Annotated in this window: 23 protein-coding genes; 15 read left to right on the top strand and 8 right to left on the bottom strand. The window is 66.5% G+C overall.

From position 1 onward, the window contains the following. Nucleotides 1-27: 27 nt before the first annotated feature. From IFR14_RS20410 to IFR14_RS20385, 6 genes are all read right to left on the bottom strand, one after another. Entirely contained in the window at nt 28-1,242 is a 1,215-nt protein-coding gene (locus IFR14_RS20410; protein WP_191942208.1) for a hypothetical protein, read from the bottom strand. 305 nt (nt 1,243-1,547) lie between these two features. Further along, entirely contained in the window at nt 1,548-2,117 is a 570-nt protein-coding gene (locus IFR14_RS20405) for a hypothetical protein (protein ID WP_191942207.1), read from the bottom strand. 68 nt (nt 2,118-2,185) lie between these two features. Then, nucleotides 2,186-2,413 carry a glutaredoxin-like protein NrdH gene (nrdH, locus tag IFR14_RS20400; RefSeq protein ID WP_191942206.1) on the bottom strand — a complete coding sequence of 76 codons (228 nt, stop codon included), beginning with the start codon at nt 2,411-2,413 and terminating at the stop codon, nt 2,186-2,188. 328 nt (nt 2,414-2,741) lie between these two features. Then, the gene (locus tag IFR14_RS20395; protein ID WP_191942205.1) at nt 2,742-3,260 is read right to left on the bottom strand and encodes a thermonuclease family protein; all 519 of its coding nucleotides are present in this window, start codon (nt 3,258-3,260) and stop codon (nt 2,742-2,744) included. An 8-nt stretch (nt 3,261-3,268) separates the two neighbouring features. Continuing rightward, a complete protein-coding gene (locus IFR14_RS20390; RefSeq protein ID WP_191942204.1) occupies nt 3,269-3,973 on the bottom strand; it encodes a hypothetical protein in 705 nt (234 codons plus the stop codon). A 159-nt stretch (nt 3,974-4,132) separates the two neighbouring features. Beyond that, the gene (locus tag IFR14_RS20385; RefSeq protein WP_191942203.1) at nt 4,133-4,354 is read right to left on the bottom strand and encodes a hypothetical protein; all 222 of its coding nucleotides are present in this window, start codon (nt 4,352-4,354) and stop codon (nt 4,133-4,135) included. Between the two features lie 750 nt (nt 4,355-5,104). Here IFR14_RS20385 and IFR14_RS20380 point away from each other — a divergent pair. From IFR14_RS20380 to IFR14_RS20315, 14 genes are all read left to right on the top strand, one after another. Then, complete coding sequence (locus IFR14_RS20380; RefSeq protein ID WP_191942202.1) at nt 5,105-6,007, top strand: hypothetical protein; 903 nt, start codon at nt 5,105-5,107, stop codon at nt 6,005-6,007. 54 nt (nt 6,008-6,061) lie between these two features. Further along, nucleotides 6,062-6,598: a hypothetical protein gene (locus tag IFR14_RS20375; protein ID WP_191942201.1), complete on the top strand. Its 537-nt coding sequence runs from the start codon at nt 6,062-6,064 to the stop codon at nt 6,596-6,598. Between the two features lie 21 nt (nt 6,599-6,619). Then, complete coding sequence (locus IFR14_RS20370) at nt 6,620-7,216, top strand: hypothetical protein (protein ID WP_191942200.1); 597 nt, start codon at nt 6,620-6,622, stop codon at nt 7,214-7,216. Nucleotides 7,217-7,488: 272 nt separating this feature from the next. Continuing rightward, nucleotides 7,489-7,692, top strand: coding sequence for a hypothetical protein (locus IFR14_RS20365; protein ID WP_191942199.1), 204 nt, complete (start codon nt 7,489-7,491; stop codon nt 7,690-7,692). A 17-nt stretch (nt 7,693-7,709) separates the two neighbouring features. Continuing rightward, nucleotides 7,710-8,252 carry a hypothetical protein gene (locus IFR14_RS20360; RefSeq protein ID WP_191942198.1) on the top strand — a complete coding sequence of 181 codons (543 nt, stop codon included), beginning with the start codon at nt 7,710-7,712 and terminating at the stop codon, nt 8,250-8,252. A gap of 398 nt (nt 8,253-8,650) precedes the next feature. After that, nucleotides 8,651-9,040 (top strand): hypothetical protein, encoded by a 390-nt coding sequence (locus IFR14_RS20355; RefSeq protein ID WP_191942197.1) that lies wholly within the window; start codon nt 8,651-8,653, stop codon nt 9,038-9,040. Nucleotides 9,041-9,045: 5 nt separating this feature from the next. Then, the gene (locus IFR14_RS20350) at nt 9,046-10,308 is read left to right on the top strand and encodes a hypothetical protein (RefSeq protein WP_191942196.1); all 1,263 of its coding nucleotides are present in this window, start codon (nt 9,046-9,048) and stop codon (nt 10,306-10,308) included. Beyond that, complete coding sequence (locus IFR14_RS20345; RefSeq protein ID WP_191942195.1) at nt 10,308-11,813, top strand: SCO6880 family protein; 1,506 nt, start codon at nt 10,308-10,310, stop codon at nt 11,811-11,813. The genes IFR14_RS20350 and IFR14_RS20345 overlap by 1 nt, the downstream gene beginning before the upstream one ends. A gap of 428 nt (nt 11,814-12,241) precedes the next feature. Next, nucleotides 12,242-13,360 carry an ATP/GTP-binding protein gene (locus IFR14_RS20340; protein ID WP_191942194.1) on the top strand — a complete coding sequence of 373 codons (1,119 nt, stop codon included), beginning with the start codon at nt 12,242-12,244 and terminating at the stop codon, nt 13,358-13,360. Beyond that, a complete protein-coding gene (locus IFR14_RS20335; protein WP_191942193.1) occupies nt 13,338-13,757 on the top strand; it encodes a hypothetical protein in 420 nt (139 codons plus the stop codon). Before IFR14_RS20340 ends, IFR14_RS20335 begins: the two co-directional genes overlap by 23 nt. A 65-nt stretch (nt 13,758-13,822) precedes the next feature. Next, nucleotides 13,823-15,424, top strand: a complete 1,602-nt coding sequence (locus IFR14_RS20330) for a TraM recognition domain-containing protein (RefSeq protein ID WP_191942192.1) — start codon at nt 13,823-13,825, stop codon at nt 15,422-15,424. Next, complete coding sequence (locus IFR14_RS20325; protein WP_191942191.1) at nt 15,421-15,999, top strand: hypothetical protein; 579 nt, start codon at nt 15,421-15,423, stop codon at nt 15,997-15,999. Before IFR14_RS20330 ends, IFR14_RS20325 begins: the two co-directional genes overlap by 4 nt. A gap of 192 nt (nt 16,000-16,191) precedes the next feature. Then, on the top strand, nt 16,192-17,427 hold the full coding sequence (locus IFR14_RS20320; protein ID WP_249407132.1) for an MBL fold metallo-hydrolase: 1,236 nt from the start codon (nt 16,192-16,194) through the stop codon (nt 17,425-17,427). Between the two features lie 70 nt (nt 17,428-17,497). Further along, nucleotides 17,498-18,427 (top strand): TIR domain-containing protein, encoded by a 930-nt coding sequence (locus tag IFR14_RS20315; RefSeq protein ID WP_191942189.1) that lies wholly within the window; start codon nt 17,498-17,500, stop codon nt 18,425-18,427. A 102-nt stretch (nt 18,428-18,529) separates the two neighbouring features. Here IFR14_RS20315 and IFR14_RS20310 read toward each other — a convergent pair whose 3' ends face one another. Beyond that, nucleotides 18,530-18,805 (bottom strand): hypothetical protein, encoded by a 276-nt coding sequence (locus tag IFR14_RS20310; RefSeq protein ID WP_191942188.1) that lies wholly within the window; start codon nt 18,803-18,805, stop codon nt 18,530-18,532. Between the two features lie 19 nt (nt 18,806-18,824). Continuing rightward, a complete protein-coding gene (gene mobF / locus IFR14_RS20305) occupies nt 18,825-22,754 on the bottom strand; it encodes a MobF family relaxase (RefSeq protein ID WP_274598673.1) in 3,930 nt (1,309 codons plus the stop codon). A 774-nt stretch (nt 22,755-23,528) separates the two neighbouring features. Here mobF and IFR14_RS20300 point away from each other — a divergent pair. Further along, entirely contained in the window at nt 23,529-24,005 is a 477-nt protein-coding gene (locus tag IFR14_RS20300) for a hypothetical protein (protein WP_191942186.1), read from the top strand. Nucleotides 24,006-24,013: the final 8 nt, after the last annotated feature.

Here is a 24,013-nt window from a genome sequence, read left to right as displayed (position 1 = left end):
GGCCCGTTCGACGTTCAACAGCTCAGGCTAAGCGCAGGTCCAATCGACACGCCAACCAGAACCAGTGTCATACGGGCCGTTGATACTGGCGACACCTGAACCCGGCACCGTGATGCCTCGATTGTTGTAGCTCGACTCGGCATACCCTCCATCCCCACCACACGCGTAGGAGCTGTAGACGATGCGTGGGGGAGTGGGGGCGGCAGGCGCACCGCCGCCTCCACCGGAGCCGCCGCTGTCACCGCCACCGCCGGAGCCGCCGCTGTCACTGCCTCCGCCGCTGCCACCACCGGATCCGCCGTCTGAGTTGCCGCCGTTGTAGTTGGGGTTGGGTTTGGACTCGCCGGTGGAGGGGTCGACAAAGGTGTCGTTGCCGGCAGCGTTCGCGGCGTCGATCGCTGCCTGGGTGTCGAACGCGGCCTGGGCGTCGAGGATCGTCTTCGCGGCCACGATGTAGCCGCTGATCGCTGGGACGAGCGGGTCGGCGTCATCGAGCGTGACCTGCAGGGTCGTGACGGCCTGCTCGAGCGCGGCCTTGTCGATGTTCGGCGTCGCTGCCCGGACCGCGGGCGCGTTCGTCGTCACGACCAGGTTGCCGACGTCGCGCAGCGCCGTGTCCACTGGTTCGTGGGCGGCGGCGAGGGTGTCGATCGCGAACTGCTTCGCGGCGGTGTCCTGGTCGACGTCGACCGCGGCCGCCGTGAGCTCCCGGGTCATCTGCTTCGCCTGAACGGTCGTGAGAGCCTTCGGCAGGATCCGGTCGACCTTCGGTGTCTCATAGGTGGTCGAAGCGGCCGGGATATCCGGGTGTTCCGGGTCTGGGGTCTTCACGACTACGACGGTGGCGTCCAGGACGAGACGTGCCTGCTCGAGGACAGCCGTTCCGGCGGCGTCGAGATAGGCGGGCGCCGCGGCGACGACCGGGACGATGCTCGCGCTGTACGCCTGGGCGTCCGTGATCGCTTGGTCGAGGTCGACCTTCGCGGCCTGGTTGGAGATCTCCGCCATGGCCAGCGTGTGCACGGCAGCTTTCGTGGTCGCGATCGCGTCCTGCTGCAGGGAGTGGGCGGACATGGCGTTGAGACCGAACGCGAACCCGGTCGACAGGATGCCCGCCGTGATGCTGGCGAGCACAGCCACCTTGATGCGCCGGCGCGATCGCTTCCGCACGGAATCAGACGGTGTCGTGGTCGGTGGTTCGGGGTCAGGGGTGTCGGGCTGGCTTGGTCGGTAGATGGTCATGCTGGTTCCTTGCTGTGTGGAGACGCTGGTGCGGTGGTCGTGATCGGTGCTGTGGTCATCGCCTCCGTCTGTCAGAGAGACGCCGGGTGGGTCGATCCGTGACGGGCTCATCCCGGACTTCACCCGCTCGGGTGGCGACCCAGGCCTGGTAGGCGAGGTAGGGGTCGTCCGGTGGCGGCGGGGGTTGCTGTTGCGCACGCCCTATCGGTGACTGATCGGCCACGTGCTTGCCTCGCTGTTTGATCGTTTGCTCCGTTTCGTGCTGTGCCCATCGGGCAGTTGTCCTGGCTGTGCCGGTGTCCCGGTCAGCGCTTCCACCCGTTCATCGTGAGCTTCAGGCACCGCCCCCGGACGGAACCGGTGGTGGATCTCACCCGTTTCTCGCCCTCCCGTTGCCCGCTTTCTGCGGGGCTTCGCGGGCTCGTCTGTTCCGACTCGGCGCGGTGTGGTCGCCCTGGGGTGCGTACTGGCCAGGCGTCGGAGCTCACTGGGGTCACGGATTCCCGGGCGTCACGATGCTTGGCGGCCTCAGCGGCTTGGAGCGCGGCGGTGACCAGCGCTGCCCGTTCGATGCGCGTCATGGCGGCCCGGGCGTCGTCGAGCTCGCGTCGGGCGGTGAGGACCCTGAGGATGAGTCGTTCGTGCTCGAGCCGTGCGGCCCGCCCGCCGAGCTCGTACAGTCGCCGGCCTGCGGCAGTGAGCGCCTCCAGCCGGACCGGGCGGGCGAGGACGGCGAGGGTGGTGCCGCCGAAGTCTGTGGGTGCGGGGTGGCGGGGGAGTCGTTCCTCGCCCTCGAGCAGCGGGACGTGCTCGTCGACGTTGATGCGGTGCCAGTGCCAGCAGATCGCCGCGTGCAGTCCCTCGAGCTCGATCATCAGGTGCGTCGACGCCCGCCGCGTGTCATCGGCGCCGGCCTGGAGGATCTCTGCCGGCGTATACGGTCTCATCGACCCGGAACGAGGTCGGCGAGCTTGTCGGGGCGGAACCCGGACCAATGGTCGTCATCGGTGACCACGACGGGCGCCTGCAGGTAGCCGAGCGCTTTCACGGTCTCCAACGCCTCGGGATCGTTGGACAGGTCCACCACCGTGTACGGCACCTTCCCGTCGAGGAACCGGTACGTGGAATTGCACTGGACGCAGTTGGGCTTGCTGTAGACGACGATGCTCATGGTGTTCCGCTCTCTCAGTGACTCTCAGGGGTGTGCTGGCAGGTCGGGGATCTTCCTGATACGCAGAGCTGATGGCGTAGCGGGGGAGGGACCATAAGCCGGGAACCCCGACGACCGGAGAAGTTCTGGGCCGAAATCAGGGAGCTTGCGACCGCGGGCCAGAAGTTCTCCGGGCGGCGGGGCAGCCGCAGGCTGCCGGCGTTGGTCGCGGAGGAGCGCAGCCATATGATCGGCAATTCAGGAAGATCCCCACCCGCAGGGTCAAGAACAGTGCCGCCCTCCGTGGCGGCTCCGTTTCCGCACGGCTTGCCGGGCATGGGGGTGCGGTTCAGCACGAGGCCCAGAGGCCCCGGCCGTTCTGTCGGGCGTCCAGCTCGAGCGCACGGAACGACGCCTGCTGGGCGTAGGCGGAACGCTGGAAGGTGTACTCGCGGGCGAACCCGCCGGTGATGAGGTCTGCGCCCACATCGACACCGGACACGGTCTGCACGTAGCGCAGGAGCCGCCCGTACCGATCGCGGTCCTCCTGTGACGGATCGGCCGCCAACAACACCTGCTGGCCATCGAGCAGCTGATGAGTGTGATCAGACGCTTCCGGCCCGAAACACTCCACCGGGGTGTTCGGTCGCACGGTCTCCGGAGTGTCCACCCCGATCAGCCGGACCGTCTCCTCACCGACCTCCGTGGCGACCACCACCGTGTCACCGTCGACCACCCGGACCACCGCAATCGGCTTCGACCACACCAGCGGTTCAGACCCTGGCTGTGGTGGGGTGCCGAGCGACATCACAGCGTTGAACAGCGCGCCGGCACCGAGGAGCACGATCACGGTGATCGCGAACACCATCCGCGCCTTCACGGCTGGTCCTGCTTCGGCTCCACGCGCAGCATGCCGCGGTCCAGGTCGAGGATGAGTGCCCGGTCGTGCGTCGCGGCGTGTTCCCGGGCGACCTTCCAGAGCAGTGACCGCCACACGTCGCGGAGCAGGTCTTCGTGTGCGGCGTCGACGCGGCCGCCCGCTTCGATCTCAAGCAGTCCCTGCGCCTCGCAGCACACGGAGAACGCTGCCTGGCCGAGCGTGGACCGTTCGGTCGCCCACCTGGTGGCGGCTCCGAGGGCGCGGATGTGCTGGTAGAGCTCCGATCGGGGCTCGTGCATCCGTTCCCTGAACGCGGCGCCGAACGCGTTGAGTGGCCTGTTCCAATAAGGCACGTCATACGGGCGCTCCCGCAACTGCACATTCCACCGGCCAGGGATCTCGGACGACACCTCCGCGGCGACGTCCTGCATAATCCTCACCGAACCAGGCGGGAACCGGCCAACGTCGAGATGACGTTGCTCAATCCGGGGGATCCCCTGCACCATGGCGGCAGCGTCCCGGAACCCGGCGGCGAGCAACAGCGCCGGCGTCAGGTCGTGGATCATCCACTGCACCCGGACGAGCTCACTCATCACCATCGCGTCATCGACGCTGTCCAGGATGCCTAACGGGTCACGGAAGTCGAGATGTTCCGTCGCAACGGCCGAGGAGAGGACTGCGGTGATGTCGGAACCGTTCATGTTGTGGGCCGGGCCGCACGGCGCTCCGAGTATGGGCGCGCCGCCCGACGTAACCGTCGCGCTCGACGGTCCAAGACCACACCCAGCATCCAGAGCACGACGAGGGTCGCACCGAACCCACACCAGATGGCAGGGGACTGGAAGACGCTCTGCCACATCTCAGCCGGCCGCTGTCTGGGTGCGCGCGAACTGGTAGAACAACCGGTACGTGGCCATCAGCGGCGACTCGGTTCTGCTCCGACGGATGACCCGCCAACCCTCGGCCTGGAGCTGCGCAACCTCGCTCTCCCACGCAGCGAGTAGCTTCTGTTCCCGCTTGACCAGCAGCGGTAGCTCCGGCTCGAGCGGAATCAGCTCCGAGCAGCGCATGATCTCTGGCACGACTGGCAGTGGTTCGTCCGGTCCCCGCTGCGTCTCATGCCGGGAAAGGTGCGGAACAGACGGTGTGAGCATCAACAGAACTCCTCTGGTCGAGCGGGTCAGCACTCAACTGCGGACCTCGTTATGTAGATGCCGCTGCCGTGCAGCCCCGTGCTGCACGGCAGCGGCATCTACATAACGAGGGGTTCAGTCGGTGTGGGCCTCATCCCCACACCGACTGAACTCCTCGCCAAGAGCCTGATGAGGAGGCCGTATGTGGACGACTACTGCGACGTGTGAGCGGTCCGAGCCTGGCTGGCTGATCGCCGGATGACTGAGACGACAACATGCCCTGTGTGCGACAAACCGATGCCCGCCGAGCTGCGGTTCTGCGGCTTCTGTCGATCGCCCTTGGCCACCGCGGACGCAGCTACCGCTGGCGAAAGTGCCGCAACAGACCGCGCAGCTTCACTCGAGCAGGTCGATGTGCCGGTGCTCGACGGTCTGACCCCCACGATCGACCCTGACGATGCCGGAGAGACCACGTCGTCTGTTCGACCGACGCGCACGCCTGCTAAGCGCAGGTTGTGGTTGATCACGGGTTGCGTTGCTGGTGCTCTGGCCGTGTGTGCGGTCGCGGGCGGTGTCGTCGTCCAGGCTGCACCTGGACCAGTCGAGTCGGCGTCTTCGTTGCCTTCGTCTTCCCCACATGAGGTCGCGGGGGTTCCGGGCTGGGGGACGTCGGCGGTGTGGAGTGATGCGGTTCGGTCGATGACGGCCGTGGTGGCGGAGGGTGGGGAGCGGTTCGCGACGGCGGCTTCTGGAACGGTCACGATCCGAGATGCTGACGGCGTTCAGGTGACCTCGCAAGAGGTGGGTGCGACGCCGATTCTTCTCGCTGGCAGAGTCGATGGGTCTGCCGCGTTGCTGGCGGTGGCCGGCGCGCGCTTACTGGTCTGGTCCGGAGATATGACGGTCGCGGCAGTGTGGGACATTCCCACGGATGCGCGAGTGTCGGTGCTGGGCGACGGTGTCGTGGTCTCAGGTGCCGACGGTCAGGTGTTCGTTGTCACGAACAGCGGGCTCGCCCCGTTCACGACACCGCGCGTTGGGGCAGCACCGCTTGCGGTGACTTCCGATGGGGCGTTGCAGTGGGCGTCGGCTCGTGGCGAGGTACTCACGGCGGCAGCTGTCGGGACGGTGCTGCGACAGACCGCGATGGCCCAGCCGAGCGCGGGCGCGACTGTCAGCCGGTGGCTCTCTGGAGGGTCGACAATCCTGCTCGTCTGGACTCTTCCAGACGGAACCGCAACGTTGGCCACGCACGCAGACGTCGACGGCTCCTTGCTCGCCTCGACGGCCGTTGATGCGACGACAGCAGAGGGACGTCTCGTACTTTCTGATTCTCGAACGACGGCGATGCTTGGTGACTGCCGTGTCGATCTCGCCACGGGGCTTCTGGACGTCCCTGCCGAGGGATTCTCGGCGGCGACTGCGCTCGGTGAGTCGTTCTTCGGCTCGATGGGCGCCGATGCTGCCGTGCTGGACGGCGCCAACGTCGCGGTCGCGAAACATGCACCGACGTTCACTCCTCTCGGTGTCACGTCTGCGGGGAAGCTGCTGGCGACATCGCTGGGGTCGTTGTCGATCTTCCCGAAAGCTCCAGCGCACTAGCTGGCCCATAGCGGCCCAAGGCGATTGGGCCGCGCCTATCGAAAGGAATCACCCTTGATGCAAACCACCCTGCGAGCCGGTGTCACAGCGGCGGCGATCGCGGCGCTCACCATCGCTGGTCCAGCGTTGGCCGCCACCGCGGATTCAACGACGTCCGTTCCGAGATCCGCCCACACTCTCGTCGACCCGACGAACCCGACCGACCCCACCGACCCCACCGATCCGACCGACCCCACCGATCCGACCGACCCCACCGACCCCACCGATCCGACCGACCCGACCGACCCAACCGACCCAACCGACCCAACCGACCCAACCGACCCCACCGACCCAACCGACCCCACCGACCCAACCGACCCGGGGTCGCTGGACCCGGAGACACCGACGCTGCCGGCCGAGGGTGGTTCGTCGGACGGAGACGACGGTTCGGAATCGTGGCGTGATGCCGACTCGGTGCCGTCGGCGCCGCGCTTGGCGGAGACCGGCGCTGAAGTGCCGGGCCTGATGGGCGCGGCCGGGTTGCTGCTCGCCGGTGGTCTCGGCTCGGCGGTGCTTGCGATCCGCCAAGCCCGCACCCGGAAGCAGTTGTAGGCGATGGCTGGGGAGGCAGCGGTGCTCGAGCAGGCCGCGCTCGGGGACGAGACGCTCTGGTATCTGACGCAGAAGGAGGGATTGCGGAAGTCGGATGTGCAGCGGTGGTCCCCAGAGCTCTGGAACCAGGCGGCCGCGGTGCATGCAGCGCTCTCAGGACCTGAGTGGCAGATGCGGCTCGCGGCGGATGCACCGGTGCCCTCCTGGCTGATCGCACTGGCCGATGGCCACATCAGTGCGGCGCTCGATGTGCCGAGCCCGGTGTTGTTTCGGACGGCGGGGCTCGGACAAGAGTGGACCGGTGTCCCGTCCTCGACGCTGATCCTGCAGGTGCGGTTGCATCGACGGGAACGAGGACGGATGGTCCTTGGCGCGCTCATGTCAGGTATCACCCGCCTCGGCGGCACGGTGGATGCCGACGTGTATGTGTCCGGTGATGGCTACGCCGACGGTTCGATCCGAGCTGAAGTGCATGCGGTGATGGGGGTGTTCCCACGGAAGGTCGAGCTGGACGAGTTCGCTCCGTTCAGCACTGGATTCCGCGTGTCGTCGCCGGTGCTGCTCGGCGGGCGCCGGGTGAGCTACACCTGGACCCCCTGCGCGTTGCCGGGGCAGTGACCATGCGCACCTGTTTTTCGTGCGGGCGTGAACGCTCCGCTTACGAGTCGTTGTACTGCGGCGGATGTGGCACCCCGGTCCCCACACTGCTCGGAGCCCACCCGGGCGCTGGCGTCAGCGCGCTGGCGGCGATGACCGGTTACCACGACGGGCCTCCGAGTAGTGCGCCAGCGGATCCCCCTGCGATCCGGTTGCTGGTCGGCCGGACGCACGTGGCCGGGCTCGCGTTCGTCCGAGATGCCCTTGGGGTCGGCCGGTCCGGGATCGCACGGGTGCTGTTGGTCCCCGATGCGCCGGGGAAGCTCCCGAAGCAATTACGAGACCAGATCAACATCGTGTCCGGTGTTGTGCCGGTCACCGTGTCGCCGTGGGTTGAGTCCTGGCGGTATGCGCCAGGAGCGGAGATCACCAAACCAGTTGCCGCGTTCTACAGCGCGCTGAACGAGCAGCTGCGCGAGCAGCTGCTCGACCACTAGAGAAAGCGAATCACACCATGCATCTGTTCCTCGACATCATTCAGGCCGGCCTGTTGCCGGCGCTGGAGCCGAAAGAGATTCCCGGGATCGGGACCATTGTGAACACCATCCTCGGGTACATCCTGTGGGCGATCTCGATCGCGTCGATCGTTGGCTTGTTCGTCATCGGCGGCAAGGGATACGAGGCGTACAAGCACAACCAGGCCGAGGAGATGGTCGAGTCGTCGAAGTGGTGGCTGCTCGGGTCCGTGCTTGGCTCCTTCGCCCCGCAGTTGGTGCTGCTGTTCTTCCCGGGCCTGCGCCCGATCAAGATCGCGGCGGTCGAGATCCCCGGGGTCGGTGGTGTCATCACGGACCTCCTCGGCTACGTGCTGTGGATCCTCTGCATCGCCGCGATCGTCGCGCTCCTCGCGATCGCGGCCCTGGGGTTCAACGCGTTCAAGCACAACCAGGGTGAGCAGTTCATCGAGAAGACGAAGTACTGGGCCATCGGCTCGGTCTTGGTGTCCTTCGCGGTGCCGATCGCCACGCAGTTCTTCCCGAACCTGGCGATCCTCTGATGCCGGGGACGAAGAAACCTCGCGGCCGTCTCGCGGCCGCTTGGAAGAACACTACGTTCGCCGGCGGGCCTGGGAAGACATGGACACTCGTCGGCTCGTGGACGCTCGTCGGTATCCTCGTCATCCTCGCAGCGGTCGCGCTCTGGCCGACCGGCACCCCAGGACCGGCGCCTGCAGCGACATCAAGCAGCGCGCCGGCCCCATCGACCCCGTCAGCCGGGGATGGCGACGGAGAACGGGGCGGGTGCCCGGTCGCCGCGAGCTCCGATACCCGTCCGACGGCAGCACCTGAGGATATTGATTGGGAGGCAGCCTACGGGGCGACCTGGCCGGTTTCGCCCTCGGTCGGCCCGACAGCGGTCGTCGATGGGGTGCCGCGGTGTTTCGAGCACTCACCGATGGGTGCAGCGTTGGCGGCGGTCAACATTTGGGAGGGCGTGCGCGTGTCCGGCCTGGACATGGCTCTGGCGATCATCGACGCGCAGTTCGCTGACACCCCGGGCAAGCAGGTGGTCCGTGATGGTGTTTCTGCGTCCTTCCCGAACAGTCCGCCAGAGCAGCGCGTCGCGACCCGCATGCTGGGGTTCACGATCGTGTCGTACAGTGCGGACGAGGCCCGCATCGTGTGTGTGGAGGCATTGCCGAACGCACCCCAGTACACCGGTGAGACGATCACCGTGGTGTGGGTCGATGGTGACTGGCGGATGCAGGTTGAAGACGACGGCAAGCTCACCGCCTACGGCACCATCACCGTCGATCCCGGCTCCTACATTCCCTGGTCCTTCTGATGGCGGTGGACTGCACCCAGTGGTACAACTCGGCGAACCCGGAGTGTGTGGCGGCGGCGATCAAAGCGATCGCCAACACCCCGACAACCCTCATCGATGCCGGCATCAAGTCGTCATTGGGGCCCGTCGGGGAGAGCTTCATGGCGGGCTGGCAGGATCTCCAGTTCGCGTTCCTGACGTCCTGGTTGTACACCCCGCAGCTCGTCGACGTGACCAACCCGAATGGGTCGGTCGCATGGATGCAGGGCCTGCTGGCAAACATCGCGGTGCTGCTCGCGATCGCCGGGGCGATGATCTCAGCGCTCTGGACACTGATCGCGTTGCGCGGAGACCGGGCCAAGCAGCTCGGGATCTCGTTGGTGCGGATGCTCATCATCAATTCGGCAGGCACGGCCATCTTCGCGTCGCTGGCCACGGCGATGCAGACCGCGTCAACGTGGATGCTCGGGGAGGTCGGGTTGACGGCATCGTCGACGCTGTACGAGGCGACGCTCGCGACCATCCAACCGGGGATCTACATCATCCTGGGCGTTCTGGGCATCCTCGGCACGATCGTGCAGTGGGGGGTGATGCTGTTCCGAGGGGCCGTGGTTCCGCTGTTGCTGGCGGTATGGCCGCTCGCGGCCGCTGCGACCGCGCTCGGAGAAAAGGCGTCAGAAGCGTTCGGGAGGATCACCGCGTGGCTGGCGGCGTTCCTGCTGTATCCGTTCGCGGCGTCGATCGTGTACGCGTTCGCGTACAAGCAGAAGGCGGGCGCGGACGGGATCGGCGGGGCCGTGAACGGCATGATCCTGATCGTCATCGCGATCCTCGCCCTGCCGGCATTGTTCCGGATCATCGCCCCGTCGACGCAGGCGCTCGGGAAGGCGTACGGCGGCGCTATCGCATTGCGCGGAGCGATCCAGGCCGCCGAGACCGCTGTCGCTGTTGGCGCTGTCGTGTTGACGGCGGGTGCCGCCGGCGGCGCGGCCGGCGCGGCCGCCGCTCGAGGTGGTGCAGCCCAAACCAGCACCCGGGCCACTGGCGGTGCGCCGGCGACGGGTGCTGCGACCCCGGCGGCGACACCCGCTGCACCTGGTGGTGCACGGCAGTCCGCGCCGACGCAACCCGCCCCCGAACCAATCGCAGCACCGGCCGGTGCTGGGGACGCGCAGCGCAGTTCTCGGGCACTCGCAGCGCAGCAGGCGGCACAGCACCTTGGCTCGGCTGCGGGCGCTACAGCACGTGGGGCCGTGCAGGACCTTGACGAAGCAATTGGAGGCAACTGATGGCACAGCCAGACCTGATCGACTACGGCGGATGGTTTGAACGCAAGGGGGCTGGGCTGTTCGGGTTGACCACGGCCGGCACGCTCGGCGGGATGGTCGGTCTGTTGGTGATCATCCTCACGGTCACGCTGTCGCAGAACATCGGCATCGTGGTCGCCCAGATCATCGTGTTCGTGGCGTTGGAGCTGTTCTTCGGGGTCAAGTTCGACGGGAAGACCATGGCCCGCCATCAGGGCGAGCGGCGGGACGCGAAGCAGCGTTCCCGGCGAGGTGAGTCGGACTACGTCACCGGGGTCCTCGCCACGCTCGAGGGTGAAGTCGGCGGGCATCCGTTGCCGGGGATTCTTGCCAACACCGAGATCCTGCACGGCGTCGACGGGTACGGGATCGCGTTCGACGTCATCCACTACCGGCACCGGGGCTTGTTCGCGGTGGTGCTGCGTGGCTTCCCGGACGGCACCGGGATGAATGATCAGGATTTCATCGACACGACCGTCGCCTACTACGGGGCGTGGTTGGCGTCGCTGTCCGAGGACGCCGGGTTGGTTGGAGCGACGGTCACGATCGACTCGGCTCCCTCGACCGGGGTGGCGTTGCAGGCGGCGGTGCTGCGTGAGCGTCACGAGGCGACTGCTCCGAAGCTCGCGGTGCGGGTGATGGATGAGCTCGCGGCAACGTTGCCAACCAACAGCCACGACATCGCCGCGTATGTGACGTTGGTGTGGCGAGGAAGCTCGATGAACGAAGCGTCGACGGGCACCGATGATGTGCTGGTCGAGATCGCGAAGCGGCTGCCCGCTCACCGCGCGAACCTTGCCGCAGGCGGTGCCGGGGATCCCGCGATGATGCTCGAGGCGGACCTGGTGGAAGTCGCCCGGACCGCGTACGAGCCAGCGACCGCGGAAGCGTTCGATCTGCTGCGTGAACGCGACGAACCGGTCGAGCTCGGCTGGTCGGACGCCGGCCCGTCGTTCGGGTCCGAGTCTCGCGGGGTGTTCCGGCACGACGGTGGCGCGTCGTTCACCGTCGAGCAACGCATCCCCCCGCGCGGCACGATCCGGTCGCGGCACCTGAGGCGGCTGGTGTCGCCACACGAAGCGTTCCTGCGCAAACGCGTCACGGTGTTCTACCAACCCACCGATATCGGTCACGGGCAGGTCATCGCGGAGCGCGCGGTGAAAGCGGAGGACTTCAACAACTCTCAGCAGAAGGGCCGACGCACGGCCAGCACCGGGCGTCGCCGGGCGCAGGCGGAGAAGCTTGACCAGGAGATCGCTGCAGGGGCGACACTCGTCCCGTTCGCGCTCATGGCCACGGCGACGTTCTCCGACGACCCTGACATGGAACGGCGGGCGAAGAACACCCTCACGGCGCTGATGACGGACTCCCGGATGAAGGTGCGCAACACGGCCGGGCTGCAGGCGGCCGCGTTCCACCTCACGCTCCCGTTCGGGCTGATCCCGTGGGAGTTCACCGGTAGCCCGCTCTGGAAGCAGAGCACATGACCCCGAACCGCCACGACCTCGACCATGCCGCCGCGGGCCAGCTCCGGCACACGGCCTCGTCCGGGCGGGCTCGCCGACGCCGGACGTACCGGGCGCCGGCTCGGTTGCGGCGCACCTCACGTGGATATGCCGGTGTCGGCGGTGGGCGATGGGGCATCATGCCCGCACCGGCCGTGCATGTCAGCTCGAGCGTGCAGGTGTGTGGGCTGTGGCCCTTCCCCGTCGGTGCGCCACGACCAGCCAGCGGCGTGCCGTTAGGCGTCGATCTCGACTCCTCCTCACAAGTGTGCTGCGACCCGATCACCTGGTTCAAGCTCGGCCTGATCTCCAACCCATCCGCGTTCGTCTACGGTCTCCCCGGCCACGGGAAGTCCTCCCTCGCCGGCCGGTGGATCCTCGGTCTCGCCGACCGTGGAACACCGTCGCTCGTGCTCGGCGACCTGAAACCCGACTTCCGCGAACTCATCGGCACCTCCGAAGAGGATGGCGGCCTGGGCGGCGTCGTGCTATCCGTCGGCCCGGGCGCCGGTACCTTCAATCCGCTCGACCTTGGCGCGCTGCGTGATGCTGCTGACCGGATCGGCGGACAGGTCGGCGTCGAGCTCCTGGCGCTCGCGACCTCGAAGGCTGTCGATCTGATGATCGTGCTCGCGACGATCACCCGTGGGAAGCCGTTGGAGGACTACGAGGAAACCCTCCTCGCCGTCGCGATCGCGCTGACGTACACGCTGACGCCGAAGCCGAACCTGCACACCCTCGTCGACGTGCTCCAGTCAGGCCGTCCGGAGCTGCTGCAGGCGGCGGTCTCTGACAGCGAAGCGGGCTACCTGCGGGACACCCGCACCCTGATGCGTACCCTGCGGTCGATGTTGGAAGGGCCGATGGGGGAGGTGTTCGGTGCGGACACCACCACCGCGTTCCCGCTCGATACCCCAGGTGGGGTGTGCGTGGACATCTCGGCGTTGAGCAAGGCCCCGAAGAAGCTGCTCGCTGCGGTCCTCGTCGCCACCTGGACGCACGGGTTCCTGTCTGTCGATGCCCACTGGGAACTCGCCCAGGCCGGTCTCGCCGAGTGGCGGGGCTTCTTGATCGTGCTCGACGAGCTGTGGAAGGCGATGGGCGTCGCTCCCGGGCTGGTGGAGCTGATCGACCAGCTCACACGCACGAACCGTGCCGATGGGGTCGGCGATGTGAAGATCAGTCACAGCCCGAAGGACGCGCAGGCGTTGCCGAACGAGGTCGACCGGATCACCGCCGCGGGCTTCGCTGAGCGCGCCGGCATGGTCGCCCTGTTCGGGTTGTCCCGGCAGGACCTGGAGGCATTGAACGGCACCTCGGTGGAGCTGTCGCAGAACGAGATCGACACGGTCACCTCCTGGCGTAGCCCCCGGTCGATGCGCGCCCGGCGGCGCCAGTCTCAGAAACCGCTCCCGCCGCCCGGCGCGGGAAAGGTGCTGCTGAAGCTCGGCGGTGCGCCGGGTATCGCCACGAAGATCGTGCTCACCGCGGCCGAGCATGCCCTCCATGACACCAACCAACGCTGGTGACCCGTCGCTTGATCACCATCAACCACATCACGAAAGGACCACTCTCATGACACCCTTCACGGACGCCACCTCCTGGAACCTCTGGCTCATCTTGTCCACCACCATCGTCGCTGCTCTCATCTCGGTGATGATCAGATGCACTCTGCTCTCGACCACTGACAAAACGAAGGACGCGACACCAGCTGAGGCCGTTGCGGTGACCACCATGCAGCCGCTGGCAATCGTCGCAGTAGGTGTCGTGTTCTACGCGGAAGCGAGCGTTGCGTACGCGATCGATGCGGGCGACAGTTCGCTCGCGACCGATGCCGTGCTCACCGGGTTCGCCTGGCTTGCGGGGATCGGCACCGTCGCTCTGGCGGTGAGGCGCATGGCCCGCCGTTCTCCGGGATCGCTGTGAAGCCGTACAACCCATTGCGGGGCATGGCGCGGTGGGCACTGGTCATCGGCTCCGGGTTCGTCGGGGTGCCGGTCGGTGTGAATCTCGCGAACGTGTTCACACCGACCGGCCAGGTGTATCCGTGGCTGTTGCCCCCGCTGATCACCGTGCTGTCGACTGGTACTGCTCTTCCGCCGGCGGCACCGGTGCTGCTAGTGCTGCTGGGTCTGGGTGTGGTGGCCGGGTTGGTGCTCATCACCTGGCCGCCGAATGGCTTCGGCCGGTCCGGGAAAGAGGCCGGGCTGGCATCGGTGGGGGAGCTGCGCCGGTACGTGCGCAGGCGCTCCAGCCCCGACCGGGCACCGTTGACGGGACTGTCGGATGCGCCGCTGGGCTGGGTGGGACGGCGCCCGTTCACGGACATGTTGGAGGATCTGCGGATCATCATCGCCCCGACCGGTGCAGGCAAGACGGTGCGACTGGTGGTGCGTCTCATCAGGCGCGCGACTGGGCCGGTGGTGACGACGTCGACGAAGCCCGACGTGTTGCGGCTGACCGCCGGCATTCGCATGCAGCGGTTCCCGAAGTCTCGGGTGATCGTGTTCGATCCGGAGGAGATGACGAGCTGGCCGGACACGGTTCGGTGGGACATCGTCGCCGGCTGCCAGGACGGGTCGGTCGCGATGGAGCGGGCGAAGGCGATCGTCGCCGCCCGCCCGTTGACGGGGGATTCAACGAACAGCGGGTTCTTCTCTCAAGCGGTCACGATCGTGCTGCAGTGCATGCTGCACGCGGCCGCGGTCGGCGTGTACACGATGCGGGACGTGATGACGTGGATGAACGACTTCTCCAACGAGACCCCGTACAACGTTCTCAGCGACCACCCGGCAGCGATCCACGCGTGGCAGGCACTGCTGGTGAAGTACTGCCGCGGCAAGGCCGACGAGACGGTGTCGTCGATGGACATGTCCGCGTCCGGGATCCTGAACGCGTTCGCGGTGGAGAAGATCCTCGACGCCGTGTGCCCAGGGCCCGGGCACATGCTCGACCTGGGCGCGTTCCACACGTCCACGGACACCCTCTACCTGCTGTGCAAGGGGGAGAGTTCCCCAGTCGCGTCCGTGTTCACAGCGTTGGTGGAATCATTGCTATCGTCCGCGTCCGATGCGGCCACCCGGTCGGTGACGGGGTATCTGGACCCGCCGTTGAACGCGGTACTGGATGAGGCTGCAAACGTGTGCCCGATCCCGTCATTGCCGACGCGCATGTCCGCCGGCCGCGGCGAAGGGGTGATCACGACCGTGGTGATCCAGGACCGCCCGCAGCTCGAGCAGCGCTACGCGAAGTCCGCCGGCACGATCTTGAACAACGCCACGGAGATCATCGCGCTCGGCGGCCTGACCGATGTGCCGCTCCTGAAGGACCTCTCCGACCTCGCCGGTGACGTCGAGACGCGGCAGCGCGGGACCGCGCAGACGCGAGAGAAGCGTGCGCTGTCGGTCGGCGAGATCCGCACGGTGAAGGACGGTGACGCGGTGCTGTTCTACCGCACCATGAAGCCCGCCATCCTCACGCTGCGGGCCTGGTGGCAGACAGCGGAGAGGCAGGAGTACGAGGACGCTCTCGAGTGGGCGGCCGAGCAGGAGGCCCCCATCAGAGATCGGCGTAACGCGGGAGCGCTGACATGAGCGACGACGTCGAGGATCCGTGGGGAACAGACGGTGCTGATGCCGGGGCGGCGGAAGGCGATCCGACGTCGGAGCTGCTGCTGCATGTCGTTGAGGGGTTAGAGGGGCTCGGGTCACGCGTTGAGGCAGTCGAGAAGCTGTTGCTGGCCCAGCCAGATGGCCCGTGGACCTGGGCATCGCTGAACGGAGAGCAGCAGCAGAAGCTGTTCACCGAACTGTACGAATGGGTGACGTGGTTGGAGGACCGGTACCTGCGGTACCTCGGGAACCAGAAAGCGGTCCTGATCGCGGACTGGTACCGGCATCCGATCGCGGTCGAGCTGCTGACCGCGCTGATGGTTGCGCACCACTCGGTGTACCGGGTGAAGGCGTCAGCGGCGTCGTTCGGGCTCGTGGAATGGCACGAACGGTGCCTGTTCCCGACACTGGAGCGACTGATCCAGCTCAACCTGTTCCCGCAGGACGTCCAACAGCTGCCGCGCTGGGACGGGCCGGAGCTTCGGCCGACGAAACGGGACCAGGAACGCTTCACGGCGTTCGTCGACGAGATCCCGACGGAGACCGACGACGAGTAGGAGACAGAGCGGCGACCAGAGTGACCACCCAGGGGGGAGCTGGCCGTTGCCGTGTGTTCTGGTGCGAGCGCCGGGGCGGAGCCTGCTGTTATTACTCCGGCGAGCACGCGTTCACCACGTCGCGTTTCTCGGCGGTGTTCCCGTAATCCCATGCAGCTGTGAGACAGTCGAACGATAGTGGGGGGGGAAGTTATGGGATCTAGAGTCGTGTTCACCCGAACACAGTGGGCAGTAGGGCAGGGGTTTTTCCATTCCGGCGAAGTTAGAGGAGCTCGCAAGACAGTCCGGTACGTGTATGACTGCGGATCCCTCGATCCCGCGTCTTTGGATCGAGAGATAGCAGTTTTTCTCCGTCGGCACAAAACCGTGAAGATCGATTTGCTCTACGTTTCGCACTACCACTATGACCATGTCAGTGGTCTTGAGAAATTGCTCACCAGCTGCGATGTGGGCACCGTGATTATTCCGCTCATCGAACCGCTCGAGCGCCTTGCCGCTCTTGGAGCATCGATACCGGCGAACGCTGTCAGTTCGTGGGCAGTAAATTTTGCCGCAGATCCCAGAACGGCACTCAGGGACATCGCTCCAAACGCAGAGGTCATCGAAGTTGCCCCGGTCACACGAGATGGAGACGACTTCGATGATGATCCGACCGATGATGGGGCCATTGACGTAATCGCCACTGGGATTGGTGGTTCCGAGGCGCTAGCTGACCCGACTGGTGTGCAGCTACGAACTGGACGGACCTCGTCGCTCGAAGGTGTAGACACCAACGGAAACGCTGTCGTTCTCTGGCAGTGGAAGTCGTACGCAACACAGCTGGCCTGGAATCGGCGCGCGAAGCTGAAAGCGCACCTCGCCGCGCAAAAGGGCCTCAGTGACCAGCTCATCGAAGCGGCGATGAAGACGCCAGCCGCCTTCCGCGCCTTCGTGGCGAAGTATCACACGGAGATCTCAAACGCCTTCGCCGCGAGCTTCCCTGATGTGAACCTCAGTTCGCTGTTGCTGTACAGCGGGCCGCCGGCGGATCGCCCCCACATGGGCCGTACGTTTCGTAGGCGCAGCGACCACGTTGACGGAAGAGAAATCGGCGCTTGGGGCGTCCTTCCTGGCTGGCTCGGAACCGGTGACCAGAAGATGGGCAAACGGCGCTGCAAGGAAGTGGCTCGTGAATATGGCGAGACTATGTGGAGGGTGGGTGTCTTGGCGCTTCCTCATCACGGTGCGAAATCGAGTTACACGCCGGGTCTTCTAGAGATGTTCCCTGGTCAAAAGCCCACCTGCGTCGTCTCAGCAGGTGTGGGTAACCAGTACGACCATCCTTCCAACACTGTACTGATGGACGTCGCCTCACAAGGCGGTTCCGTGGTGCTGGTGACGGGTACGCCGGCATCGAGGTCCACAGAGGCAGGCAGTCACTACTTCTGAGCGAACGGACGGGACGTGCACGGTGGTCTGACCGCTAAGCTCGCGATGCGAGTGCGGAGAACGGAGAATCGTGCCGAAACTGAAGGTTTTCATCAGCTGGTCCGGTGTCCGGTCACACAAGGTTGCGATCGCCGCTCGAGCATTGCTACCGCTCGTGCTCGCCGAGAAGGTGGAACTCTTCGTTTCGTCCGAAGACATCAGCCCCGGAGAACGAGGACTGTCCCGGATCGCCGAGGCTCTTGTCGATGCGAAGTTCGGCATTCTCGTCATCACCCCTGAGAACGCTGACTCACCTTGGGTGAACTTCGAAGCAGGAGCGCTCAGCAACGCGTTTGCGAGAGATGCCGTTGTGCCGCTGCTCGTGGGGATGACCGATCCCGACGTCACGGGACCACTCAAGCAATTCCAGAACAGGGTAGCCGCCGACAAGGCAGCCGTTCTGGATCTCGTCCGACGCGTGAATGCGCTACTCGACGACCCACTGCCGCAGGTTTCCGTGGATGGTCTCTTCGAGATCAACTGGCCTGCTTTTGCCAACACGGTCGACGAGGTCATCGCGAGCGATCCCGCGGCAGCGCCAGTGACGCGGACGTCCGAGGAGATGCTCGAAGAACTCGTCTCGATGACGCGCGCTCTCCAACGCCAGGTTTTGAACCTTCAGCCCCAGAAGCAATTCAGGGACCCGATGGGTGATGGGACGCGGGAGGCTCTGGGCGAGCTCCGTCGGTTAGCTCGTCAGGGCGGCCTTGGCCGCAGCGATTTTCAAATCAGTTTCGCAGGTAATCGGTTCTACCTGAAGCTGCCGGTGGACAACGACATCACGAGCGATATGAAACTCGCATGGACGGACGAGATGCATCAACGTGGGTACTCGCTCTCCATCTCAGACTTCTCACCCGAGTTAGTTACAGCGACGTCGTTTGCTTCTATGCCTACCGACTTTGACGATCTCCGGCGTCGGGAGCACGAAGCGGACGATGAGGCAGATTCACACCAATGATGTGACGAACGTCAGCCCTGGGTGTTCTTGATTGGCGAACTTAGCGGGGTGCGGAGACGCCCGTAGAGAAGGCGACTGGGACCTGACTGTGTTCGTGATGCATCAGTGCTGGATGGGGTGATCGGTGATCGACTCGTGATCGTGCTGACGGTACGTGGCTCGGACAGTTGTTTCGCTCTGTTGCTGTAAGGCCATTTCCGTCCGTTCCTGGACGCTGTCGACGCGTGTCTGCAGGAATGCGATCTCGCGGGCTTGTAGGTGCTCTTCGGCGACCTGGTGCGTGTTGATGGTGCGGCGCTGCTTTGTGTGGACCGCTTGCTGAGCGGCACGGGGCCGTCGTTCTTGACTGCGTGTTTCGTTGAGAGGGGTCTGGGTCATGGGCTGGTCCTTGTCTGTGTCAGCGGAGGCGTGGGCCGTAGGTTGGGGTTGCGTTGTCGGTGGGGCCGGACCAGCCTGGAGAAGGTTCTGTAGGGGCGGCAGGGCGCTTGAGTTTCGCGATCCTGGCCGCGAGGTCGCCTGTGGTGTCGGGATCGGCCAGGGTGTCTGCGATCTGCGCGGCTTCCGAGGTGGGGTTCAGGGCGCGGACGCGGGCGGTGAGGGCGGCGATGCGGGCGGCGTGGTCGTCGGGGTTGATGGTGGCGGTGTTGCCGTGGGCGTGGGCGAGGGCTGTGGATTTGTGCATGGCGGTGATGCGCGTTTGGAGCTGCTGCCCGACTGGCTGGTCTTGGTGGTCGGCGGGGATCGCTGCGTCCCCGGTGATGTTGTAGAGGTTGCGGTAGAGGTCGACTTCGGCGGCGAGGCGCATCCAGCGTTTCTGCCGGTCGGGGCGTTCCGGGACGGGTCCGAGATCCGCCGTCCACGCGGGTGGGTCTGCGGCGAGGAGGAGTCCTCGTTCGGTCATGCGGGTGTCGATGTAGGTGGCGCGTTCGGCCAGGTGGTCGCGCCAGGCGTCGGGGAGGTTGGGGTCGGCGGCCGCGGTGCGGTCGACGGCCCATTCGAACCGTCCCGTGTCCGAGGCATCAGGCACCAGGGTCTGCGGGGTGGTGTCGGGGTCCAGTTCGAGCTGGTCGAGGTGTGCCTTGATGCGGAAGTGCATGACGGCGCCGACGTCGTCTGCGTCGCCGAAGCCACGGTCGTTCCAGGTGGTGGTGAGGATCTCGGCGAGGTCGAGGTTGTGGCGTTCTGCGCGGGCGAGTTCGGCGGCCGCTGCGCCCCAGCCGGCGGAGCGGGTGAGGGTGCTGCCGTGGGTGTCGCCGAGGGTGTCGCCGAGGGTGTTGGTGGCGAGGGTCGCGAATCGCATCTGGTGGGCGCGGCCTGCGACCTCGGTGTGCTCGTCGACGAGGGTGGTGAGGTTGGTGATGCGGTCGTGTTCGGTGCCGATGAGTTCGTGGGCGGTGAGGTTGCGGTCGGTGTTCCCGGCGATCTGCTCGAGGACGGTGTCCATGTGCTGGCCTTCGTCGAGGAAGAGGAACAGGGTGTTCTCGTTCTTGCCTCGGGTGAGGGCGGGGTAGATGGCGTTCATCGTGGTGGTGGCGTCGGCACCGGCCATGCCGATGTCGACGGTGATGCCTTGGGCGCGGTTGATGGAGGAGGCGTAGCCGAGTTCGACGGAGGTTTGCACGTAGGTGGTGGGGAGGGTGATGGTGCCGCCGTGGCTGAGGTGGGTGGCGGTGAGGGATCCGTCGCGGTGGACCTTGGTGACGGTGAAGAGGTCGCCGTTGAGGACTCGGTCGCGGCCTTGGTTCATGCGAAGCTGGGCGTCGTTTTTGCGGGTGAGGATGCGGTCGCCGAGGTGGGCGTTGTGGCCGTCGGAGAGGGCGGCTGTGCGGCGGCCGTTGACGGCTCCGGTGCTGATGGCGTGGGCTTGGGCGCGGGCGTTGAGGGTGGCGACGACGTCGTTGGTGGGGGCCATCATGACGGCTTCGTGGCCGTCGGTGGTGGTGTGTTGCCAGCGTTCGAAGATCAGGTCGGCCATGCGTTCTGGGGTGCCGGCGATGATGCGGTCGTTGGCTTTGTACCAGGCGAAGGGGTCGGTGCCGGGTTCGGGGTTGCGCAGCTGCAGGGAGGCGTCGCGTTCGTGATGGTTGGTGAAGCGCCAGACCTGGTCGAGTTCGACGGCTCCGGCTTCGGCGGCGATGAGCTTGAATGCGCCTCCGCCGCCGACGGCTGAGAGTTGTTTGTCGTCGCCGAGGAGGCGGACGAGGGCGCCGTGTTCTTCGGCGATGTCGAGGATGCGTTCGAGGTGGCGGGTGGAGGCCATGCCGGCTTCGTCGACGATGATGATGTCGCCTGACCCGATGGCGGGGTTGGTGGGTGGTGGGGTGCCGTGGCGGTGTTCGTGGCGGAGCAGGAAGCTGTCGATGGTGAAGGCGTCGACGCCGACTTCTTCGCGGAACACGGCTGCTGCTGAGGCTGCGGTGGAGAGGCCGATCATGCGGGTGCCGGCCGCTCGGGTGGCGGCGGCGACGAGTTGCATGGAGGTGGTCTTGCCGGTGCCGGCAGGGCCGATGCCGACGACGAGTCGGCGGGGGGAGGTCGCGAATGCTCGAGCGAGGGCGAGCTGTCCGGGGGCTGCGATGAAGTCGCGGCCGTCGGCTCGGGCGGTCTCGTGGGCGAGGTCGATGCCGGCCTCGAACTGTGCCTGGTTCAGCGGTGCGAGGTGGTCGGTGCGGGCGGCGGCGAGGAGGCGTGCTTCGGCGGTGAGGACGCGGGTGGAGGTGTAGAGCTCGCGCTTCTTCTCGGTGAAGATGCTCTCGCCGGTGCTGTGGGTGAGGGGTGCGAAGGTGCCGTGCACGTGGTCGGGGGTGAGCTTCACGCTGTCGATGTCGAGGGCGCGGCTGGTGATGCGGTCGGTGAGCTCAGTACGGGCGATCGGCTGAGCGTCAGGGCTGGCGGTGACGTCGACGAGGCGGTTGGCTCCGGTCCAGGCGCGGGCGGCAGCGCGCACGTGGTGTGGCCCCCAGACGCCTCGGGCGGCTTCGACGCCGCCCATGATCTCGGCCACAACGCCGTCGAGGTCCCGTGGGAGTTCGGTGGCTGCGCCCTGGGTGAGGTCTTTGCTGGCGGTGATCGCGTCCGGGAGGAGGCGTTGGAGTTCGTCGTAGCCGAGGCTGCGGATGGTGTCGGCGCGCCACAGCTTGCGCAGTTCGGAGAGCGCCCGTGCGGGCTTCTTCACGGGCCGGGTGTCGAGGGTGGCTTGCTGGGCGAGCTTGATGCGGGCGGCGGCGTCGGGGGCGCGGCCATGTTCTTTTCGGTACGCCTTCTCGAGCTGCTTGACGGCGCGCTTGATGGACGTGCGGCGGCCGGAGAACTGGTCGATCAAGGTGCCGGGGATGCCGGCGATTTCCATGACGGGGCGCTTGCCTTCGGTGGCGATGCGAGCGGCAGCTTCGATGCCGAGTTCGGTGGCGAGATGGTCGAACAGGCGGGCGTTGTACTCCTCGCTGCCGACGACCGCCATGCGGTGCAGGAGCCTGGAGTCGATGGTGCGCCACTTCCCGTCGACGCCTTTGACCTTGTTGGCCACGGTGACATGGTCGTGGAGTTGGGGGTCGCCTGTGCGGGAGTCGTAGTGGCGGAACGCTGCTGCGATGAGTCCGCCTTCGGTCTCCATTTGGGCGACACCGTTGACGCCGACACGGGTCATGAGGGCATTGCCCTCGAGGTAGGCGAGGGCGTCGTCGCGGGCGGCTTCGTGGGCGCGCTCGACGGCGGCCGCGGTCGTCTTGTCGCCGAGTGCCCACAGGATCGACACGGACTTCGGGGCTGAGAAGGTGAGGTCGAACCCGGCGACGGCGTGCTGTCCGGGCTTCATGGCGGCCGTGACGAATCGGCCGAGCTCTTCGACGTCGGCGGGCTGGCGGCCGTAGTGATCGCGGAACGCGATCGCGCCTTCCCGCATGCGCACCTGGCGGCGCTCGTCCCGGTCAGGTTCGCGCCCGTTGAGGCGCTCGAACTCGGCGTAGCCGGCCTGCACTGCGGTGTTGAGCTTGCCGCCTTTGACCTCGTAGGCGTAGTAGCGGCGCCCGAGCCTGATCGCGGCCGCGATCTCGGACTCCTTCGCGCCGGCGGCTCGCATGTCTGCGGTGATCGCGTCAGCGTTCGGGTGCAGTCCCTCACCGAACAGCGCGTGCATCTGTGCCTCGGTGACCTCACCTGTGGCGCCGAGGAGGCCGCGGCCCCCGCCGATCCAGACCCCGGGTGGGTTGCCGTCGGCGGTGTAGTAGTCGGTGAGCTCCGTGCCGGGGGTGCGTTCGATATCGCCGGTGGCGACGGAGCTCGTGTAGTAGGTGTAACCGTCGCCGGCGCTCATCACGTGGAGGCTCATCATGCGGTGCAGCACCCGCTCACGGCCGCACGGAACCGCGTCGTTGAGCGACTGCACGCGACACTCACGATCGGTTTGCACTGGGAGGGCATAGCGACACTGTACCTCGTTCATTACTAATGCCAGAGGTGTGACGATCTCTGGGAGACGTTTTCGAGTGCAACGAGAAATGCGGAAGGACGAACGAAGTGAGGAAGGGAGCAAGTCGGAAGAGACCAGGCATGGCTCTGACCGTTAGGTCTTGAGTCAGCGGGGGTGGTTCGAAGACTCCCTTGGGAGTCGAGGGCCGCGCCCGCACAGAACAGCCCCGGCGGGGGCGCGTCGTCGCGCACCCGCCGGGTCCGCGGTGTTGGGGGAGCGTGAGGGGGCTCCGTCCCCCTCGCGTGGTGCGCACGCGCGCCACGTCCGCGCGGAGACGGCGGGCCGGCCTTCGCGACCACGCGCGCATGGTCGTGCCCGGATTCGCATTCGCCGGTGGTCGCCCACACTGTGTGCAGGCGAGCCCGAGCGTTAGCTCGGCTGTGCACATTGTGGGCGAGCGGCACCCCAACGCGAGCCAAGGGAACGTCGAGGGCTGTCCCCCTTGGGTGCCAGGTCGACTTGCCGAGCTGTGCCCATTGTGGGCAGCCCGGTGGCGCCTCGGGGGCGGGGGAGCGCGAGGGGGCCAGCCCCCTCGCGTGGTGCGCGGAGCGTGCCACGCGGCCCGCTCCGTCCGCGTGGCGGCCGCGCCCCATAGACTGACGCCGATTCTCACAGCAGAGCAGGAGCGCGCCGATGGAGAACTTTGACTGGTCGATCGTCGTCGCCGCGATCCTGGGTGTGATCGGTGTTGTCGCCACCCAGGTACTTCTGAGCCGCGGCGAACCCGCGAAACTGAAGACGCTGCGCATTCTGAATGATGCGCTCGAGAAGTACGACGTCGACGACCAAGGCCGCGCCGAGCTGCGTACAGCGCGAGTGAAGATAGCCCAGGATCTTGCCGCCACACTGACGAGTCCGGCGTGGTGGCAGCGCTTGACGGCAGCGCGATCCGGGTTCCTTAGCGTGGCGGTCGGACTCATCCTCGCGACCATCGGTGGCGCCATCATCACTTGGTTCGCCCCGCCGCCAGCTTCTGGCAGTTCAGACATCGGCGACACATTCATTGCCGCGTTGATAGCCTCCTTAAGCGGCGGGGCCGCCACGATCGGACTCGTTTCCATTGCGGCCCGCCTCTTCGCGCGACGAGGTGGGCCACGCCGCCGTTCCTGACGGATTGC

Origin of the sequence: Plantibacter sp. CFBP 8775 (genome assembly GCF_014839505.1) — a bacterium.
In the GTDB taxonomy this organism is placed as follows: domain Bacteria; phylum Actinomycetota; class Actinomycetes; order Actinomycetales; family Microbacteriaceae; genus Plantibacter; species Plantibacter auratus.
The sequence above is the reverse complement of the archived record's forward strand: the minus strand, read 5'-3'. Positions and strand labels throughout refer to the sequence as shown.

Coding starts and splice junctions, on each gene's coding strand:
- IFR14_RS20410 (WP_191942208.1), bottom strand. CDS start 1,242: ATGACCATCTACCGACCAAGCCAGCCCGACACCCCTGACCCCGAACCA.
- IFR14_RS20405 (WP_191942207.1), bottom strand. CDS start 2,117: ATGATCGAGCTCGAGGGACTGCACGCGGCGATCTGCTGGCACTGGCAC.
- nrdH (WP_191942206.1), bottom strand. CDS start 2,413: ATGAGCATCGTCGTCTACAGCAAGCCCAACTGCGTCCAGTGCAATTCC.
- IFR14_RS20395 (WP_191942205.1), bottom strand. CDS start 3,260: ATGGTGTTCGCGATCACCGTGATCGTGCTCCTCGGTGCCGGCGCGCTG.
- IFR14_RS20390 (WP_191942204.1), bottom strand. CDS start 3,973: ATGAACGGTTCCGACATCACCGCAGTCCTCTCCTCGGCCGTTGCGACG.
- IFR14_RS20380 (WP_191942202.1), top strand. CDS start 5,105: ATGACGGCCGTGGTGGCGGAGGGTGGGGAGCGGTTCGCGACGGCGGCT.
- IFR14_RS20360 (WP_191942198.1), top strand. CDS start 7,710: ATGCATCTGTTCCTCGACATCATTCAGGCCGGCCTGTTGCCGGCGCTG.
- IFR14_RS20355 (WP_191942197.1), top strand. CDS start 8,651: ATGGGTGCAGCGTTGGCGGCGGTCAACATTTGGGAGGGCGTGCGCGTG.
- IFR14_RS20345 (WP_191942195.1), top strand. CDS start 10,308: ATGGCACAGCCAGACCTGATCGACTACGGCGGATGGTTTGAACGCAAG.
- IFR14_RS20335 (WP_191942193.1), top strand. CDS start 13,338: ATGACACCAACCAACGCTGGTGACCCGTCGCTTGATCACCATCAACCA.
- IFR14_RS20325 (WP_191942191.1), top strand. CDS start 15,421: ATGAGCGACGACGTCGAGGATCCGTGGGGAACAGACGGTGCTGATGCC.
- IFR14_RS20320 (WP_249407132.1), top strand. CDS start 16,192: ATGGGATCTAGAGTCGTGTTCACCCGAACACAGTGGGCAGTAGGGCAG.
- IFR14_RS20310 (WP_191942188.1), bottom strand. CDS start 18,805: ATGACCCAGACCCCTCTCAACGAAACACGCAGTCAAGAACGACGGCCC.
- mobF (WP_274598673.1), bottom strand. CDS start 22,754: ATGAGCCTCCACGTGATGAGCGCCGGCGACGGTTACACCTACTACACG.
- IFR14_RS20300 (WP_191942186.1), top strand. CDS start 23,529: ATGGAGAACTTTGACTGGTCGATCGTCGTCGCCGCGATCCTGGGTGTG.